17 protein-coding genes are annotated in these 17,281 nt (G+C 49.7%); 5 read left to right on the top strand and 12 right to left on the bottom strand.

Annotation, left to right across the window (positions count from 1 at the left end; genetic code table 11):
- Positions 1–3 precede the first annotated feature (3 nt).
- From J2Y43_RS04625 to J2Y43_RS04605, 5 genes are all read right to left on the bottom strand, one after another.
- Complete coding sequence (locus J2Y43_RS04625; protein ID WP_309981036.1) at positions 4–2,076, bottom strand: TonB-dependent receptor domain-containing protein; 2,073 nt, start codon at positions 2,074–2,076, stop codon at positions 4–6.
- Between the two features lie 133 nt (positions 2,077–2,209).
- Positions 2,210–2,740, bottom strand: coding sequence for a YceI family protein (locus J2Y43_RS04620; protein ID WP_309981037.1), 531 nt, complete (start codon positions 2,738–2,740; stop codon positions 2,210–2,212).
- 24 nt (positions 2,741–2,764) lie between these two features.
- Positions 2,765–3,103, bottom strand: coding sequence for a n-acetylglutamate synthase (locus J2Y43_RS04615; protein WP_309981038.1), 339 nt, complete (start codon positions 3,101–3,103; stop codon positions 2,765–2,767).
- Positions 3,104–3,156: 53 nt separating this feature from the next.
- Complete coding sequence (locus J2Y43_RS04610; protein WP_309981039.1) at positions 3,157–3,543, bottom strand: VOC family protein; 387 nt, start codon at positions 3,541–3,543, stop codon at positions 3,157–3,159.
- A gap of 67 nt (positions 3,544–3,610) precedes the next feature.
- A complete protein-coding gene (locus J2Y43_RS04605) occupies positions 3,611–4,420 on the bottom strand; it encodes a helix-turn-helix domain-containing protein (RefSeq protein WP_309981040.1) in 810 nt (269 codons plus the stop codon).
- A gap of 195 nt (positions 4,421–4,615) precedes the next feature.
- Between J2Y43_RS04605 and J2Y43_RS04600 the strand changes: the two genes are divergently transcribed.
- Both J2Y43_RS04600 and uvrB read left to right on the top strand, forming a co-directional pair.
- Entirely contained in the window at positions 4,616–5,470 is an 855-nt protein-coding gene (locus J2Y43_RS04600) for a cupin-like domain-containing protein (protein WP_106597794.1), read from the top strand.
- Between the two features lie 104 nt (positions 5,471–5,574).
- On the top strand, positions 5,575–7,590 hold the full coding sequence (gene uvrB / locus J2Y43_RS04595; protein ID WP_309981041.1) for an excinuclease ABC subunit UvrB: 2,016 nt from the start codon (positions 5,575–5,577) through the stop codon (positions 7,588–7,590).
- Here the strand turns inward: uvrB and J2Y43_RS33530 are convergent.
- From J2Y43_RS33530 to J2Y43_RS04585, 3 genes are all read right to left on the bottom strand, one after another.
- A complete protein-coding gene (locus tag J2Y43_RS33530; protein WP_409014391.1) occupies positions 7,583–7,885 on the bottom strand; it encodes a type II toxin-antitoxin system RelE/ParE family toxin in 303 nt (100 codons plus the stop codon). The two genes, uvrB and J2Y43_RS33530, sit on opposite strands and share 8 nt — an antisense overlap.
- Positions 7,872–8,084 carry a hypothetical protein gene (locus J2Y43_RS04590; protein WP_309981042.1) on the bottom strand — a complete coding sequence of 71 codons (213 nt, stop codon included), beginning with the start codon at positions 8,082–8,084 and terminating at the stop codon, positions 7,872–7,874. Before J2Y43_RS04590 ends, J2Y43_RS33530 begins: the two co-directional genes overlap by 14 nt.
- A 90-nt stretch (positions 8,085–8,174) precedes the next feature.
- Positions 8,175–8,708 (bottom strand): 5' nucleotidase, NT5C type, encoded by a 534-nt coding sequence (locus J2Y43_RS04585; RefSeq protein WP_223402516.1) that lies wholly within the window; start codon positions 8,706–8,708, stop codon positions 8,175–8,177.
- Positions 8,709–8,823: 115 nt separating this feature from the next.
- Here J2Y43_RS04585 and J2Y43_RS04580 point away from each other — a divergent pair, with 115 nt between their 5' ends.
- The gene (locus J2Y43_RS04580; RefSeq protein ID WP_309981043.1) at positions 8,824–9,573 is read left to right on the top strand and encodes a DeoR/GlpR family DNA-binding transcription regulator; all 750 of its coding nucleotides are present in this window, start codon (positions 8,824–8,826) and stop codon (positions 9,571–9,573) included.
- A 15-nt stretch (positions 9,574–9,588) separates the two neighbouring features.
- On the opposite strand, the gene J2Y43_RS04575 is transcribed toward J2Y43_RS04580, so the two are convergent.
- From J2Y43_RS04575 to ileS, 4 genes are all read right to left on the bottom strand, one after another.
- Positions 9,589–9,738 (bottom strand): hypothetical protein, encoded by a 150-nt coding sequence (locus tag J2Y43_RS04575; RefSeq protein WP_309981044.1) that lies wholly within the window; start codon positions 9,736–9,738, stop codon positions 9,589–9,591.
- Positions 9,739–10,229: 491 nt separating this feature from the next.
- Positions 10,230–11,009 (bottom strand): 3-hydroxyacyl-CoA dehydrogenase, encoded by a 780-nt coding sequence (locus tag J2Y43_RS04570; RefSeq protein WP_309981045.1) that lies wholly within the window; start codon positions 11,007–11,009, stop codon positions 10,230–10,232.
- Positions 11,010–11,200: 191 nt separating this feature from the next.
- Positions 11,201–11,644: a DUF6934 family protein gene (locus J2Y43_RS04565; RefSeq protein WP_309981046.1), complete on the bottom strand. Its 444-nt coding sequence runs from the start codon at positions 11,642–11,644 to the stop codon at positions 11,201–11,203.
- Positions 11,644–15,075 (bottom strand): isoleucine--tRNA ligase, encoded by a 3,432-nt coding sequence (ileS, locus tag J2Y43_RS04560; protein ID WP_309981047.1) that lies wholly within the window; start codon positions 15,073–15,075, stop codon positions 11,644–11,646. The genes J2Y43_RS04565 and ileS overlap by 1 nt, the downstream gene beginning before the upstream one ends.
- Before the next feature lie 177 nt (positions 15,076–15,252).
- On the opposite strand from ileS, the gene can reads away from it, so the two are divergent.
- Together can and J2Y43_RS04550 are read left to right on the top strand one after the other, a co-directional pair.
- Positions 15,253–15,882 carry a carbonate dehydratase gene (gene can / locus J2Y43_RS04555; protein WP_309981048.1) on the top strand — a complete coding sequence of 210 codons (630 nt, stop codon included), beginning with the start codon at positions 15,253–15,255 and terminating at the stop codon, positions 15,880–15,882.
- 216 nt (positions 15,883–16,098) lie between these two features.
- Positions 16,099–17,259, top strand: coding sequence for a PepSY-associated TM helix domain-containing protein (locus J2Y43_RS04550; RefSeq protein WP_309981049.1), 1,161 nt, complete (start codon positions 16,099–16,101; stop codon positions 17,257–17,259).
- Positions 17,260–17,281: the final 22 nt, after the last annotated feature.

Raw genomic sequence — 17,281 nt, 5'->3', positions numbered from 1 at the left:
TTGTTAATGCTTTGTCCATTGAAAACTGAGGCCGAGGAAATACGACCAGCCGAACGACATCGGTACCGCGCCGCCTGTACTGTGGGCGCCGCCGGTATCGGTGGAGGTATTGCGCAGGTTGGTGACGTCGAAGAGATTCTTGATGCCGCCCAGCAGGTTGACATATTTGCCAAGCGTTTTGCTGACCGTCAGATCGGCCATATGGAAGCCTTCTGTTTCCGCCAGATGGATATTAACCAAATCGGCCGTTTCGTAAACGGGGCGCTTGCCCGAGTATTTGTAAAAGAGGTTAATGCTCGCACCCGCCTTTTTGAATGTGTACAGCAGGTTGGCATTAACTTCCGTTGACCAAACAAACTCCGGCAGCGAGCCGAAATCCTCCGGAGATTCCGAAAATTCGTTGTAACGGCCAATGTAAGTGGCGCCTAGGGTGGCTTGGAGGTTTTTCCAGAACAGCTTGTTTTCCAGGGAAAAACCGGTGGTTTTGAATAAATGAATATTCAGGTAGGTAGTCTGCGTCCGGTCGTTGGGGTCGATGCCGGCGTCGATCAGGTCGTGGAATACATTATAAAAACTGCCAAGTGTGGAGCTGACGCGTATCTCTTCGCGGCTGACAACCTGCCACACAAAGAAAGCGTTGACGCTGTTGGAATACTCCGCTTTCAGGTTGACGTTCCCGTTAATGGAATGCGACGCGTCATGAAAATCGAAATACAACTCGCGTAATGCAGGCGAGCGGAAGCCGCGCGCATATCCGAACCGGAAATCCAGCGATTTGCTCAAAGTAAGCTTGCCGTTCAGCGACGGGATCATCGGAGGGGCATCATACACCGAGTTTTTTAGAATTCGCAAACCAGGCGTGAGTTTAAAAAAATGCCCGAAGCGGATTTCCGGTGCTACGAACAATGCATATTCATTAACAGTAGGCGTGCCGTTTATGCGCGCGCCGGAGGCATTGTTATTCGAAAAGTCGACCCCGGCCAGCACCGAAAGCTGGTCGCCGGCTTTGTAAAAAGCCGTCCCGCGGAAAAACGCAGTTTTAAAAACCGATCTATCCTGCGAGCCGGGTTCGAGAGAAAGCGTACGATGATCGTTGATATCGATATTGGTACTCAGGGTTCTGCGCGAATAGTCGGTATAGGAGCCTACGGCGGTAAAATTTAGCTTGTCGGTCGGCCTGATTTCGGATTGTACCTGATGAAACCAACGCTTGGTGATATAATCCCGGTCGGATGCAATGCCCGTATTCGGGTTCCGGTTGCCAAGGTCTTTGATCGTTTCGTCGGTGCCGTTGAAGCGGTACCAGGCATTCCATCGTTTACCGGTAATGCGGGTGCCGGCGGTATACAGCATCTGATCTTTGGGCATCCAGGCCTTTTCGCGGCCGGTGGAGGCACCCTGCCAGCCACCGAAGTTGTTCCTTGTTACGTTGCCCGAGAACAGTAAATGCTCATTTTGCCAGGTAATGCCCACGCCCTGATTATGTGTGCCCTGTTTCGTTAATGCGTTATATTCATCGCCGGCGGTTTCTTCCTGTATCCGGGCATTGACAGAGATCGACTGGCCGCCGTTGCCCTTTTTGGTGATGATATTGATTACCCCCGCCAGCGCATCGGTGCCATACATGACCGACATCGGGCCTTCGACGATCTCGATACGTTCGATGGTGTTGATATCGATCTGCCCCAGGCTCTCGCGCGTGCTGCCGCGGTCGACCATCGGGATGCCATCGAGCAGTATCTTAACACCCTGCCCCGACATCCCCATGAGTTGAATATCGCTGGTACCGAGGGTTAAATCATTTGAAAACCGTATTCCGAGTTCGGTATTGAGGATCGTTTGCAGATTGGTTGCGCCGCGCAGACGAATGCGCTCGCTATCGATCGTGCGCACCTGGTACACTGAGTTCCGCAGCGATTGCGGCTCGGATTGCCCGGTAATGACCACTTCGTTCAACGATAATGAGTCCGACAGCTTCGCATCGTTCCTCCCAAGCGCAGCAGTGCCGGCACCTTCCTGCGCCATCAGGCGACTCATTACCAGCAATATCAGGGTGATGGTAAAATAATATCTCACGGAGGATTTAATTTAGACTAATTATAATCACAAAGGAAAATATTATTTAGACTAATTACAATTACAATGAAAATATTTTTTGACTATGCCCGACCACACCTGACCAGTCACAACCGGGCGTAACGCTTCGAGGCTACTTAATTGTCGCTTGAAGATTGACGGTGACGATGTCTTTCAGCTTCCAGTCCTTCTCGCCGATTTTGTAGTCCAGGCGGTTGATATCGAATGTGCTCGTGAGTGAATAGGTGCCATCCGCATTCTTTTTGGCGTCGAAGGGGAGACTCACGGTTTTGGATACATCGCGCATCGTCAATGTGCCGGTTGCTTGATACTTGTCGCCTTTCTTCTCGACTTTGGCAGATTTGAAATGGATATCGGGATATTTCTCGACCCAGAAATACTTGTCGCTTTTCATATCCTTATCCCGGGAGTTGTTGTTGGTTTTGAAAGTACTAGCAGCGATCCTGACGTCGAATTGCGCGTTTTCCGGGTTTTTCTCATTGAAAACAGCCTCGCCGCGCGGTGCATCGAACGTACCATTGCAAGTGCCGAGGATAAATTTGACGCTGAATTTCGTAGAGCCGGAAACGATTTTGGAAGTCTGAGCGGATACCTCGCCGGCGAAAACGGCAAGGATAATCCACAATGTAAGTTGGAGTCGCATTTTGGTTTTAGTTAGGATGAAATATCACAGTTCTTCCAGCAACGATTCTCCCTCCGAACGGTCGCCGGAAGTCCATTGCCATTTTTCATGCATACGGATTTTGCCGTTCGGAAGTTGCTCGGGTGTCGATTTGCAGATACCCGTTGTGATCTCGCCCTGATCGTTCACCTGGTGGTAACGCATATCCAGGTTCCCCTGTTCGTCCACGAGCGCGATCAGGTGCCCGCTGCGAATGCGCCCGCCCGTGTACGTGGACGTGACGATATTACCTGTTTGCTGATATACAAATTGCATGCCCAGATCCACCTCGCCGTTTTCGGAATTGGACAATGGTACGAATACTTTGTTGTTATAGTTGATCATAGGAAAAAGGCCGTCTTAATGCGTTAAATATAGGTATTAAGACGGCATTCTGATCAAATAACGGAGGTAATCCACCACGTATTGCCGCACGGATCGGATACGCCGCAGCTCCGGCCGTAATCCTGGTCGGCGGGGGGCATTACGCTCGTTCCGCCGGCGTCGAGCGCCTTTTGATAGCTATCGTCGGCATTTTCGACATATACGAAAAGGTTGGCGGGTTGCGCCGGCCATTCGGGGCGCGCGTCGCAGAACATAATGACGCTGCCGCCGATCGAAACCTCGGAATGTTTGATCATTTCGGGCGCATCTTCCTGGTAATGTGTGGTGGAAATAGTGCCGTCGAATACCTTCGTGGTGAATTCCCTAAACCGCGCGGCGCCGTCCAGCATCAGGTAGGGGATCACAGCCTGGTGGCCGTTGGGGATTTTTACATTGCTCATCTTTTTTTGCTTTTGGTTTAAACAAAAGTAACCGTGCCCTCGGCCCCGGAATTGGAAAAAAACGACATCATACATCGCGGTAACCCATTCCTTCCGCATTGCCGGAAAAATAGGTTTTCGGATGGTCGCCGGAGAATGCCTTGAAATCGTGGATGAAATGCGACTGGTCGTAATATCCGCATTCATAAGCGATTTCCGTGAGGGATTTCTCCTTGTTACCATATTCATTGAGGGCGGAATGAAACCGGATAATGCGGCTGAAAAGCTTCGGGGTGAAACCGGAGAATGCGAGGAATTTTCGTTCAAATTGACGGGTAGACAGAAAACTCTGCGCGGCGAGGTCGGGGATTTTGGCGAGGCCATTAGAAAGGATCACGCTGCTGATTACGGAAAATACTGCCGGCTCGCGGACCTCGTGGCTCCGAATGCGTTTTCTTAGAAATTCTGAAACTATCTGAACACGTTCCGGATGATCGCCGGCGAGCATTACGCGCTCTTCCAACTCGGTACCCGTTTGGCCCAGAAGTGTAGTAAGGTCGGGCATTTGATTACTGAGTTCCGATGCCGGAATACCAAAAAGTGCCGGAACGGCAAAAGGGTAGAGGTATACCCCGAATATCCCGAAATCTTCGCCGATGCGAAACCGCCGGAAAGACTGCGACTGCCCGTGAATGCCTGAGCGAAAGGAAATCTCGGACTCGTCGGTTTTCAGGATTTCATCGAACCGGCCTTTGAAATGGAACACCATTTCGGCGCAGCCATCGGCCATGGTTTTATGAAAATATGGCTCGCTATCGGCCAGGTTGTGTTCCAGCACCCAGAAGAATCGGATGTACCGGGCAAGGTCAGCGGAGGGAAGTATCGTGAAATATTTCATGCGTAACCTATTTAGTCTATCTGGATTAAGGATATACTTTTATTATATTTTGCGAAATTTATATTTTTGCGATCTGTTTAATACATTTGACCGGATATTTCGAAGGGTTTTAAACTCTGGCCGTTATCCTCCCGTTATAGTTGAAAATGTAACGGTATTCCATTAAATAGTCGATTACCTACTCAGTTTCTTACTATGAAATTAGTGCCAATAGAGAAGCGCACCGGACTTACGCGCGAAGAATTCATCGAAAATTACTTAAAACCAAGTCGCCCGGTTGTGTTTACCGACCTGGCAAAAGATTGGCCTGCTGTTCAGAAATGGACTTTTGACTGGCTCCGCGAAAACCACGGCAGCCTGGATGTCCCTCTGGTGGATAACCACATTCACGACGCTGACAAATATTTCCAGATCGCCAAAACCATGAAGTTCGGGGATTACCTGAGCCTCATTGAAAAGGGCCCGACCGATCTTCGTATTTTCCTTTTTGATATTTTCAAGAAGATCCCGGAACTCGCGGATGACATCCGTTTTCCGACGATCATGGACGGCTTTTTGAAGTCTTATAAATATGTATTTTTCGGAGGTGAGGGCTCTATCACCAACCTGCATTACGATATGGACTGCTCGAATGTGTTCCTCACGCAGTTCCAGACCCGCAAGCAGCTGATTTTGTTCTCTCCGGAGGAAAGCCGCCGTTTGTACCATCACCCATTCACGGTGATGAGCAAGGTGGACCCACTCAACCCGAATTACGAGAAGTTCCCTGCGTTGAAGGGTGCTACCGGTTATGAAACGATCCTTTACCATGGCGAAACGATTTTCATTCCTTCGCTTTGGTGGCATTATATTCGCTATGTCGATGGCGGTTTCAGCCTCGCATTGCGTGCCAATAACTCTATTTTCACAGCAGTTCGCGGCGGTATGAACCTTGTTCGTCACCAGTTTGTGGATAAAAGCATGACCAAGTTGCTCGGCCTCGACTGGCAGCATTGGAAAGAGAAAAAAGCGGTCGAAAACGCACAGGAGCTTCTGCAAAAGCAGGCATAAGAAAATCCGGCGGCCATAGCCGTCCACCCGCAACCAGGAACGCATTTCAAAGAAACTAATCTATCTTTGAAATGCGTTCCTTTTATATTGCCTTACAACAAGCTATGAACTTCGAACTCACTTCTCAATACCAGCCGACGGGCGATCAGCCGGAGGCCATCAACCAACTAGTACAAGGAATCGAAAATGGAGAGCCGGCCCAGACTTTGCTCGGGGTGACGGGCTCCGGAAAGACATTTACGGTGGCCAACGTGGTGGCGCGCGTGAACAAGCCGACCCTCGTTTTGAGCCACAACAAAACGCTTGCCGCCCAGCTTTACGGCGAGTTTAAGCAGTTTTTTCCTACTAATGCCGTCGAGTACTTTATCAGCTACTACGACTATTATCAACCGGAAGCATTCATTTCCAGCACCAATACCTACATAGAAAAGGACCTGATGATCAATCAGGAGATCGAAAAGCTGCGGTTGCACACGGTATCGTCGCTGATGAGCGGGCGCCGGGATGTGATCGTGGTGGCGTCGGTGTCGTGCATTTATGGCGCAGGAAACCCATTGGAATATAAAAAGAGCATTGTCAGCGCCAAGCTCGGAGATATTGTGAGCCGGAACCAGTTTCTATTTCGACTGGTGGAAATCCTTTACAGCCGGACAGAGGTGGAATTTAACCGGGGTACTTTCCGCGTGAAGGGCGATACGGTCGATGTATTCCCGGGTTATGCGGATTTTGCTTACCGGTTTATCTTTTTCGGGGACGAAATCGAGGAAATCCAGCGTATAGAACCGGAAACCGGCAAAAAGCTGTCTTCCGAAAAAGCCATCGCTATATTCCCGGCCAACCTTTTCGTGACGGGCCGTGATGTTTTGAACCAATCCATTAAAGAAATACAGGATGATCTGCAATCGCAGATCAAGTACTTCATCGCCGAAGGAAGGCTGGCCGAAGCCGAGCGCGTGAAGGAACGCACCGAGTTTGATATGGAAATGATGCGCGAACTTGGTTATTGCTCCGGTATTGAGAATTATTCGAGGTATTTTGACAGGCGGATGCCCGGCCAGCGTCCATTCTGCCTGCTTGACTATTTCCCGGAAGATTTCCTGATGGTAGTCGACGAGAGCCACGTTACAATGCCGCAGATCCGCGCCATGTGGGGCGGCGACCGCTCGCGGAAGGAAGCATTGGTGGAATATGGTTTCCGTTTGCCGTCTGCACTGGATAACCGGCCGCTGACCTTCCAGGAGTTCGAAGACATGACGCCTCAGACCATTTTCGTGAGCGCTACGCCTGCGGATTACGAATTGAGAAAATCAGAAGGCGTGGTCGTGGAACAGATTATCCGCCCTACCGGTCTGCTGGACCCTGAAATTGAAGTAAGGCCAAGCCTGAACCAGATCGATGACCTGCTGGAAGAAATCACCGAACGCATTAAGCTAGGCGACCGCATTCTGGTAACCACTCTCACCAAGCGGATGGCCGAGGAGCTTAGCAAATACCTGGACCGTGTAGGCATTAAATGCCGCTACATTCACTCGGAAGTGAAGGCGCTCGACCGCGTGGAGATATTACGCGAGTTGCGCCTCGGGATTTTTGACGTGCTGGTGGGTGTAAACCTCCTGCGCGAGGGCCTCGACTTGCCCGAAGTATCGCTCGTAGCCATTATGGATGCGGACAAAGAAGGCTTCCTGCGCGATACCCGCTCGATGATCCAGACGATCGGCCGCGCCGCGCGTAACGACCGTGGAAAAGTGATCATGTACGCCGATACCATTACGGGCTCCATGCAGCTGGCGATTGATGAAACGAACCGTCGTCGTAGCATTCAAATGGATTACAACATGGAGAATGGCATCACTCCGAAAACGGTTCGCAAATCGAAGGAAGCCATTATGGAGCAAACTTCCGTCGCTGATTCCAAGGTCCGCAAGGTGTACGTCGAACCGGAGGAAGTACGCATTGCTGCCGATCCGGTTGTTCAATACATGGGTAAAACCGATCTGCAAAAACTCATGGCCGAAACCCAACGTAAAATGGAAGCCGCCGCGAAGGATCTGGACTTTTTGGAAGCTGCGCGGTTAAGGGACGAATTGATGCAGTTGAAGGCCCGGGTGCAGGCTAGCTGAAAAACTTCTTTGGATTGCGACTTGTATGGAAGATCGAAACGATATGAATCACCCGATCATCTTTTATAGCCCGATAGGCTATAATAAATGGGAAAACTAGCACGGGTGCAAAACGTAATTCGTAGCCGTATCGCTTTGAATATTTGTAAGGGTTGCCGGCTATGGAGCTCAGACAGCTGGAAATTGCTCCAATGAAATTATTGCCAAGTCCCACTTTCTGCTTTTCATACCATTCGTATGATTCATTAAGCTCGATTTCAGCAGTTTTAAGAAGGAGGATGTTATATAGGGCCAAAGTCTTTTTTTATGTCGTTCCAGGGACGTGCCGTTAACTTACCGTCATCGAACGCAGCTAACCTTTTGAGCAGTTCATTTAATCCTTCCGGAGATAGCTCAAAATCTTTTTTTGAAACACCAATAGTCGTGTTATCAACCTCTTCCAGGTTTTTTACAAGTGCTTCCAATTGGTCTAAAGAAAGTTGCTGCGTGTTCATAAGTCGGTAGTTAAGCTTCAAGATAGTAGCTGGAACTATATAAAGTTACACAAAATACCCGAACTAACCCGTTGGATGAGCAGCCGGTAGTTACACCAGTTCCGAAGCTAATAACTCCAACACCTCTTCCCAACTATTCACCCGGGTATGCCTCTCTACGCCCCGGTTATGCCCCGCCGTGAAGAGAATGGGCTTGCCTTTATGGAAATCCAGGTTTTTGAAATGGTCGTCGATCAGGTAATCGGTGTTGATGACGCTTTTATCTCCGCAGAAAATGATGTTTCTCCACGTAATGGACGGAAAGTGTTCAGCGAGCCAGTCGTACTTTTCGGGTAGGGAATTGGGAAATTCCATCGCTGCCGAGACGATGTAGACGTCGTAATTTTCCTGTAATTTGATAATGGCCTCCTGCGCACCGGGGATAAGGGGTGCGTAACGGAAAAAGCCTGGTTTGTAGAGGAGGCTCCGTGCGGCGAGTGGGTCGGGGAACGCCTGATCTTCGGGAATGCCGTGCATGGCCTCCTTGGTGACCGTCACGCCAAATGCCTCTGCGTAGTGGTTGATCCAGTTAGCCTCTATGTCCACAATGACATTGTCCATATCCACTGCAATCGATTTTCTCATGATGTTGTTAATTGGTATTTGCAATTATTTGCAACAAATGTAATTGTTTGATGCAGTATTTTGCAATATTAAATTTAAAATGTTTGTTAAATTTGCAGGCATAATCGGGATACCAATGTTAAAAGAAGAACGTTTCCAGATCATACTGGATCAGCTGGGTCATGAGCAGAAAGTCTATCTGGGACATCTGAGCACACTTTTGAATGTGTCGGAGGATACGGTAAGGAGGGATATCAAGGAGTTGGCCGATCAGGGGTTGCTCAAATCGGTACGTGGGGGCGCGGTGCCGCATTCTCCGGGTCCGCACCATTTCCGTGACCGGATCAAGTATGATAACGACCAGAAGCAAATTATTGCAAGAAAAGCATTACAGTTTCTCAAAGACGGTCAGGTCGTGATTTTCGATGGCGGTACCTCGGCGATGCTGATTGCCCAAATGCTTCCCAAAGACCTGAAATTGACGGTCATTACGAATAGCTTTCCGATTGCCTCCATTTTGGAGGAGCACGAGCACGTCGAAGTTTTATTTGCGGGGGGGCGATTGCTGAAAGATTCGTTCGTGACAATCGGCAATGACGCCATTCAGTTTTTCAAGAAGTTCCGGGCGGATATTTGCTTGCTGGGCATTTGCAGTATCCACGCGGACCTCGGGGTGACCGGCCCTAATTTTGAGGAAAGCGAGGTCAAACGGACTATGATCGAGTCTTCTAAGGAGGTGATCGCATTGGCGACGACCGAAAAGCTGGGCACTGCCGAAGCGTACTATGTTTGCCGGACAGAGCGATTATCGGCGATTGTGACGGATAAGGAGGCTGAAAATGAGGATTTTAATATTTATAGAAACCTTGGGATCAGCATGGTCTGATCCCAAGGGCTTCGTCTATTTTTTTGTTGTTTCTTCAATTTTTAAAGTAGTATCGTCGATGCTCTTCGAGTCCTGATTAATGGCATTCGAAAACCCGAGCATAAACGAAATAGCGATCCGCAGAAGCCATTTCCGCAGAAAGAATGCAGTTCGTCTGATTCCCATTTTCCATTTGATTTACATTCATGAAGCACACGGGCGCGCATAGCACGGCCCCGGAGCGCGTTTGCGCAACATTATGGGCACCTGCGAAATGCAGAAACCGGATTATGAATGGAAAATGGAATGATCGTCGGAGGAAAGCGAACGGCTCCGGAAATGCTGATTTTGAACATGAAGTTCGGCAAGCGCCCGATGAAGCCTTAACCCGGGATAACCAGAAATGGAAGCGGTTAGTGAATTGGAAAGGTCGGTGAGCCTATTGTACTGTGTGTTTTTGAAGTAAACAAAACCTGCGGAGCAAGCTTTGGAAAGCTTTTGACAATACCGAAAACCGGGAATGCGTTTTTGGACAATCTTACTGCCGGAAAGCAGTCGCTCAGTCCGGTAATGGCCAATGGAAGCGTTCTCGCGAAAATGGAGGACGCTGACGGAAAGCACCGTCAGAAATAGCCATTTGAAAAAGTAGTGTCCTTTCATCATTGCGCGGTTTCAAGCTATCTGGGGGCCATTCTGATCGCGCCGTCAAGGCGGATGACCTCGCCGTTCAGCATCGGATTTTCCACAATGGATTTGGCTAATAATGCGTATTCCGAAGGCTTCCCGAGCCGCGAAGGAAAAGGAATCTGCTGTCCTAGCGAAATGCGGGCTTCCTCCGGCAGCCCCATCAGCAAGGGCGTTTCGAAAAGTCCCGGAGCAATGGCCATTACCCGGATACCGGATTTTGCTAAATCGCGCGCAACGGGCAGCGTCATACTCACAATGCCTCCTTTGCTGGCTGCATACGCGACCTGGCCCATTTGACCATCATAAGCGGCTACGGAAGCGGTATTGATGATCACTCCACGCTCGCCTTCTGCATTAGGCTCGTTTTGCTCCATCGCAAAAGCCGCCAGACGCATCACATTGAACGTGCCAATCAGATTAATGCGGATAGTTTTCTCAAAAAGCTCAAAGGAATGCGGTCCGTAAATGCCATCGGCTTTGCCGACGATCTTACGTGCCGGTGCGATACCCGCGCAGTTGACGACGATTTGAATGCTGCCGAACGCTTGCAAAGCAACGTCCAGAGCATTTTGGACTTCGCTTTCGCTGCTGACGTCGGTTTTGATATATGTAATTTGACCGGGGAATTCGCTTTCAAGTGCCTGGCCCGCCGCTTCATTTAAATCAAGAATAACAATTTTCGCCCCTTGACTAACAAGCAGCCTCGCAGTCGCTTCTCCAAGGCCGGAGGCGCCGCCGGTGATGAGGGCAGTGGAGGTGGATAGCTGCATAAGGTGTTACTTCCTGTGCAGATGCTCTGGAAGCGGATTTGCTTCAAAGAATTTGCGCGCACGTTCCGCTTTCTCCAAGGCCACTTTTGAAACTGGGAGATTGTCGAGGCTAGGGTCGTATGTGAACTTCCCAGGTTTGATTGTTTTTCTATCTAAAATTTTCATTTTTCAGAAAGGCTATTTCTATAAAATTAAAACTTTTTCTTTACTAAAAAACCTTCAAAACGGATATTGGGTTCAAACAGGACCCACTGTCCATCTTTGTAGCCTTCAATCAAAAGATCGGAATCACCAGGATCAAAGACCTGGGAAATTGCGATTTGATATAAACGGGTTCTAGCCGCTGTGCTGCCTTCAAAATATATTTTTTGACCGGGATTTGAGTCGAGGAAGCGCTGAATAATCGTGATGACGGTTGCGATCACTTCCGGCATGTCCCCGTTGTCAGTGACAGAAATGTCACTGTATTTATTGGTAGGAAGGTCGTAATCAAGTAATGCCAGGTTATGTATATTCGGGGAGATGGGAATGAATTCGACAATCTTATCGAAAACGCCTCGCTTGCCGATGCTTTGAAATCGGAAGCGGGCGTTTTCAACGTCGAATGTTACCGGATATGCCTGGTATTGCTTCATCAGCCAATCACCTCAATCTTCACCTTCAACAAAAACTCATCCATCTCAATTTCCGTAGCTTCTCCATTCAGGTCGCCTACGAGGTCGAGGTCCAGGGCTTGTACTTCCTGGCAGATATAGTCTTTGTTGGCGGTTACTGCGCTGGCGAGCAGGCCGTCGTTGTTTTGTAAGGTAATGCGAATCTTGTCTGTTACTTCGAAGCCGCTGTCCTTACGCAGGTTTTGCACGCGGTTTACGAAATCGCGGGCGATACCTTCGAGACGCAGGTCTTCGGTTACGGTGATGTCGAGGGCGACGGTAAGGCCGCCTTCGCTGGCTACGAGCCATCCCGGAACGTCTTCGGCGATGATTTCCACGTCGGTCAATGCGATTTCGATCGGGCCGCTGGCTGCCGTCAATGTAATGGCGCTGCTGGCTTCGATTTCACGAATCTGCGTTTCATCCATAGCTGAAATGGCGGCTGCTACCTCCTTCATTTTCGGCCCGAATTTCGGTCCGAGGGTTTTGAAGTTAGGCTTGATTTTCTTTTTCAAGATACCGCTGTCGTCGTGAACGAACTCGATATGCTTCACATTCACTTCGGAAAGGATAATGTAAGCCACCTGCTCGATCTGACGTTTCGTTTTCTCGCTCAATACCGGGATCAGGATTTTGGACAATGGCTGGCGAACTTTCAGCTTATGTCCTTTCCGGATCGAGTGGACGAGCGAGCTGATGCGCTGCGCGAGGTCCATCGCTTCTTCCAGGTCAGTATCCACTACTTCCGCTTCGATTTTAGGCCAGTAAGTCAAATGCACCGAGTCGTATTTGAATGGAGCATTGTGCTGGATAGAAGCTTCGCGATCGCTGTCTGTCAGATTTTTATATAACCATTCCCCAAAGAATGGGGCGATCGGCGACATCAACTGCGCCACGGTTACCAGACAGTGGTGCAACGTCTCATAAGCAGCCGCTTTATCATCCGTCAAACCGGCACCCTGCTCAGCCGATGGGTTCCAGAAACGGCGGCGGTTGAGGCGGATGTACCAGTTTGAAAGCTGATCCGTCACGAAATCCTGCACGAGACGGCCTGCTTTGGTCGGGTTGTAATCGTCGAATTGCTCGCCTACTTCTTTGATCAATGTATTCAGTTTGGAGAGAATCCAGCGATCCAGCTCGGTGCGCTTTTCGATAGGTACCGAATTCGCTTCGTGGAACTCGTAACCGTCGAGATTCGCGTACAATGCGAAGAAGTTGTACGTATTCACGAGCGTCCCGAAGAATTTGCGCTGCACTTCGCCAATACCGTCGATATTGAATTTGAGGTTATCCCAAGGCTCGGCATTGGTAATCATGTACCAGCGCGTTGCATCAGGGCCATATTGTGCCAATGTCGCAAACGGATCCACGGCATTACCAAGGCGTTTCGACATCTTGTTACCATTCTTGTCGAGTACCAAGCCGGTCGATACTACATTTTTGAATGCAACGGAATCGAACAACATGCCCGCAATGGCGTGCAATGTGAAGAACCAGCCGCGGGTTTGGTCGACACCTTCTGAAATAAAATCGGCAGGATAGGCCTGGTTGAAGATTTCCTGATTTTCAAACGGGTAATGCCATTGTGCGTACGGCATCGCGCCCGAGTCGAACCATACATCGATCAGGTCCGGCTCGCGGTGCATAATGTGGCCTGTTTTACCTACCAATACCACATCATCCACGTACGGACGGTGCAAGTCATAGTCGCCGTGTTCCAGTTTTTGCAGGTAATCCGAGTTGTGCAATGCCTGCTCGCGGGTCAAATGGCCCGAGATAATGGCTTCTTCCAACTTGTCTTTCAGCTCTTCGATCGAACCAATGCACACTTCATCACCATAGTCGTTCCGCCAGATCGGGAGCGGCGTGCCCCAGTAGCGCGAGCGCGAGAGGTTCCAGTCGACCAGGTTTTCGAGCCAGTTACCGAAGCGGCCGGTACCAGTGCTTTCGGGTTTCCAGTTAATGCTTTTGTTAAGCTCCACCAAGCGGTCTTTCACCGCTGTGGTGCGGATAAACCAGCTGTCGAGCGGATAGTAGAGCACCGGCTTGTCGGTACGCCAGCAATGTGGGTACGGGTGCTCGTATTTTTCTACTTTAAATGCCTTGCCTTCTTCTTTGAGCTTGATGGCGATCAGCACGTCGGTGGGGCGGAACTCCGGATCGTCCTGCTCTGCCTGTGAGTAATATTCAGGTTTTACAAAACGGCCTGCATAATCCGTAATTTCTTTCACAAAACGACCCTGTCGGTCAACGATCGGCACTTCCTTGCCGTTCTCGTCTTTCACCATAATGGCCGGGATGCCATTTGCCTGCGCTACCCGGAAGTCGTCCGCCCCAAAGGTAGGAGAGGTATGAACCACACCGGTACCGTCTTCGGTCGTTACGAAATCGCCGAGGATCACACGGAATGCGGGAGCCTCAGGTTGGATATATGGTAATAGCTGCTCGTACTCAATGCCTTCGAGGTCTTTTCCTTTGAACTCATTTACCACAGTCCATGGCAATACTTTCTTATCGCTGGCTGCATAGCCTTCGAAATCGCCGTCGTGGCCTTTTTCGGAGAAATATTTGCCTACCAGATCCTTCGCGAGCACAACCGCCACGGGCTCGTGCGTGTAAGGATTGAAGGTTTTAACCAATACATAATCAATATTGCCTCCTACGGTCAGTGCGGAGTTGGCAGGAAGTGTCCAGGGGGTGGTGGTCCAGGCTAGAATGCGGATGTCCTCGTTAGCAGAACCAGCCAATGCAGGCCAATTTGCCGCGTCTTTCACCTTGAACATCGCCACGATGGTGGTATCCTTCACGTCCTTGTACGTACCGGGCATGTTCAGCTCGTGCGACGAAAGGCCGGTTCCGGCGGCGGGTGAATAGGGCTGGATTGTGTATCCTTTGTACAGCAAGCCTTTGTCATACAGCTTTTTAAGCAGGTTCCAGAGGCTTTCGATGTATTCGCTTTTATAGGTAATGTAAGGATCGTCGAGGTCCACCCAGTAACCCATTTTCTCGGTCAGGTCATTCCATTGGTCGGTAAATTTCATGACCGTCTGGCGGCATTTCTCGTTATAATCCGCAACCGAAATTTTCTTCCCGATATCGTCCTTGATGATACCTAGTTCCTTTTCAACTTGTAATTCAACCGGCAGGCCGTGCGTGTCCCAGCCGCCTTTACGCTTCACCTGGAAGCCTTGCAGCGTTTTATACCGGCAGAAAATATCCTTGATCGCCCGTGCCATCACGTGGTGGATACCCGGCGTACCATTGGCGGACGGCGGTCCCTCAAAAAATGTGAAAGTAGGAGCGCCCTCGCGGGTTTCTACCGATGCCTCAAAGATTTTCTTGTCTTTCCAGAATTTCAGTACTTCGTCCCCGATTTGCGGGTAACTCAGATTTTTATATTCGTTGTATTTCATATGGGTTGTTAGCGTCGGGCATCTGCCCTGGCCGATCATGTAAATAGCACTATTTATAACCCTCTCCGGATTTTAAGAGTGCAAAATTACGGATTTTTTTCCGCTAAAAGGATGTACGCTTTTGAATGAATCTGAGAGAGATTGTATTATTTTGGTACTTCAACCATCAATTACAAAATGGAACTTATTAACCGCCTGTTAACCGCCAACAAATCCTGGGCAGCCCGGCAGCTCGAAATTGACGAAACGTATTTTGACAACCTGGCCAAAGATCAGAAGCCGGACTTCCTCTGGATCGGGTGCTCCGACAGCCGCGTACCTGCCGAAGACCTGACGGGCTCGCAACCGGGCGAAATGTTCGTACACCGGAATGTGGCCAATCTCGTGGTGCATACCGATATGAATATGCTGAGCGTGCTCCAATATGCGGTGGAAGTGCTGAAAGTGCGGCACATTCTCGTGGTAGGACACTACCAATGCGGGGGTGTGAAGGCGTCGATGATGCATAAGGACCTGGGGCTGATCAACCGCTGGCTGCATAATATCAAAGACGTGTACGACAAGTTTGCGACCGAGCTGGATGCAATCGAAGACGAGAAAAAACGCTTTGACCGTCTGGTGGAACTGAATGTGATCCAGCAGGTGCATAACCTCGCGCAAACGAGCATCGTGCAGGGCGCATGGCACCAGGGGCAAGAGCTGCATTTGCACGGTTGGGTATTCGGCCTGCACGACGGACAGCTCAAAACCCTCGCACATATGCCGCCGACTACGAAGGTGGAGGGAATTTATCGATATGATTTTTAATTTTTTGGGAGGAAGGGAAGAAAGGGAGACGAACAATTAGTCAGGTTTAGTCAAATATAGTCAGGCATTGGGTAATTATAATTGCTTGGTATCGCACAACACCTGACCACGCATGACTAGACATGACTAAGCCTCCTTCCTCCCTTTTTGGTAGTTAAAATCGTACGCCCTATATTCGTAGTCTTAATTGAGTCTAAATAAGATAATCGGCGGCGAATGATGAAAAAACTGATTGGGAAACTGCATCTTTACCTGGGACTTATCTCGGGCATTATGGTGTTCATCATTTCCGTCACGGGGTGTATTCTGGCATTTGAGCAGGAAATCAAAACGATTACGCAGCCCTACATGTTCGTGAATGGCCCGACAGGCGGCAAGGTGTTGCCTCCCTCGGAGCTCGCAGAGATTGCCAAAAAGGCATTACCAGGCAAGATCGCCAAAGGGGTGCTTTACGATACGCCCGACCGCAATGCGCAAGTCGGTTTTTACAACCTCGATCCCGAATACTACTACGTCGCCTACATCAATCAATACACCGGGAAGTTGGAGCACGTCTGGAACGAGGACGACGATTTCTTCCACTTCATCCTGCACGGACATTATTACCTGTGGTTACCCGAAAAATACGGTCAGACGGTCGTAGCCTCGGCCACGTTGGTTTTCTTTTTCATGATGATCAGCGGAATCGTGCTCTGGTGGCCCAAAAACAAATCGGCTGCCAAACAGCGGTTTTCGATCAAATGGAATGCAGCCTGGCGGCGTAAGAACTATGACCTGCATAATGTACTGGGTTTTTACATCATGTCAATCGGCGTGATTCTGGCGGTTACCGGTTTGGTTTGGGGTTTCCAGTGGTTTTCGCAGGGGCTTTACACTGCCACTGGCGGCGAGGGGTCGGATATGTATTATAACCCGCCTTCCGATACTGTTTCAACGGCGCAGGTAGCTGGCCCTATGCAAGCAGTCGATAAAGCCTGGTTTCAATTACAAAAGGAGTATCCCAAATATTCAACCCTCAATATTTCGTTTCCCACCGAAAAAGCCGAGTCGATTTTCTCGTACGTGAACTTCCGTGAAGGGACTTATTATAATGTCGACTATCATTATTTTGATCAGTATTCGGTCAAAAAGATCAACGCGACGGGGCCCTACACCGGCAAATACAGCGAAGCAAATTTCGCACAGACGCTGCGCCGCATGAATTACGATATCCACACGGGTGCTATCCTGGGCTTGCCGGGCAAAATCCTCATGTTCTGCGCCAGCCTCGTGTGCGCTTCGTTGCCCATCACCGGCTTTGTGATCTGGTGGGGCAGGAGGAAGAAAGCGTCGAAAAAGGTCAGAAAGAGCGTTCCTGTCTTGGCGACTCCGCAGTGAGAACAGCAGTTTGATAGGGGTA

This window comes from Dyadobacter sp. BE31 (genome assembly GCF_031457695.1).
Classification (GTDB): domain Bacteria; phylum Bacteroidota; class Bacteroidia; order Cytophagales; family Spirosomataceae; genus Dyadobacter.
Note: the sequence above shows the minus strand (reverse complement) of the source record. Positions and strands in the feature narration are given on the sequence as shown.

Excerpts from the sequence above, each read along its gene's own strand:
- J2Y43_RS04590 (WP_309981042.1), bottom strand. The coding sequence starts at position 8,084 with ATGAACACGCAGCAACTTTCTTTAGACCAATTGGAAGCACTTGTAAAA.
- J2Y43_RS04620 (WP_309981037.1), bottom strand. The coding sequence starts at position 2,740 with ATGCGACTCCAACTTACATTGTGGATTATCCTTGCCGTTTTCGCCGGC.
- J2Y43_RS04585 (WP_223402516.1), bottom strand. The coding sequence starts at position 8,708 with ATGAGAAAATCGATTGCAGTGGATATGGACAATGTCATTGTGGACATA.
- J2Y43_RS04610 (WP_309981039.1), bottom strand. The coding sequence starts at position 3,543 with ATGAGCAATGTAAAAATCCCCAACGGCCACCAGGCTGTGATCCCCTAC.
- J2Y43_RS04605 (WP_309981040.1), bottom strand. The coding sequence starts at position 4,420 with ATGAAATATTTCACGATACTTCCCTCCGCTGACCTTGCCCGGTACATC.
- J2Y43_RS04580 (WP_309981043.1), top strand. The coding sequence starts at position 8,824 with ATGTTAAAAGAAGAACGTTTCCAGATCATACTGGATCAGCTGGGTCAT.
- J2Y43_RS04550 (WP_309981049.1), top strand. The coding sequence starts at position 16,099 with ATGATGAAAAAACTGATTGGGAAACTGCATCTTTACCTGGGACTTATC.
- J2Y43_RS04615 (WP_309981038.1), bottom strand. The coding sequence starts at position 3,103 with ATGATCAACTATAACAACAAAGTATTCGTACCATTGTCCAATTCCGAA.
- can (WP_309981048.1), top strand. The coding sequence starts at position 15,253 with ATGGAACTTATTAACCGCCTGTTAACCGCCAACAAATCCTGGGCAGCC.
- J2Y43_RS04600 (WP_106597794.1), top strand. The coding sequence starts at position 4,616 with ATGAAATTAGTGCCAATAGAGAAGCGCACCGGACTTACGCGCGAAGAA.
- J2Y43_RS04570 (WP_309981045.1), bottom strand. The coding sequence starts at position 11,009 with ATGCAGCTATCCACCTCCACTGCCCTCATCACCGGCGGCGCCTCCGGC.
- ileS (WP_309981047.1), bottom strand. The coding sequence starts at position 15,075 with ATGAAATACAACGAATATAAAAATCTGAGTTACCCGCAAATCGGGGAC.
- J2Y43_RS04565 (WP_309981046.1), bottom strand. The coding sequence starts at position 11,644 with ATGAAGCAATACCAGGCATATCCGGTAACATTCGACGTTGAAAACGCC.
- uvrB (WP_309981041.1), top strand. The coding sequence starts at position 5,575 with ATGAACTTCGAACTCACTTCTCAATACCAGCCGACGGGCGATCAGCCG.
- J2Y43_RS04575 (WP_309981044.1), bottom strand. The coding sequence starts at position 9,738 with ATGGGAATCAGACGAACTGCATTCTTTCTGCGGAAATGGCTTCTGCGG.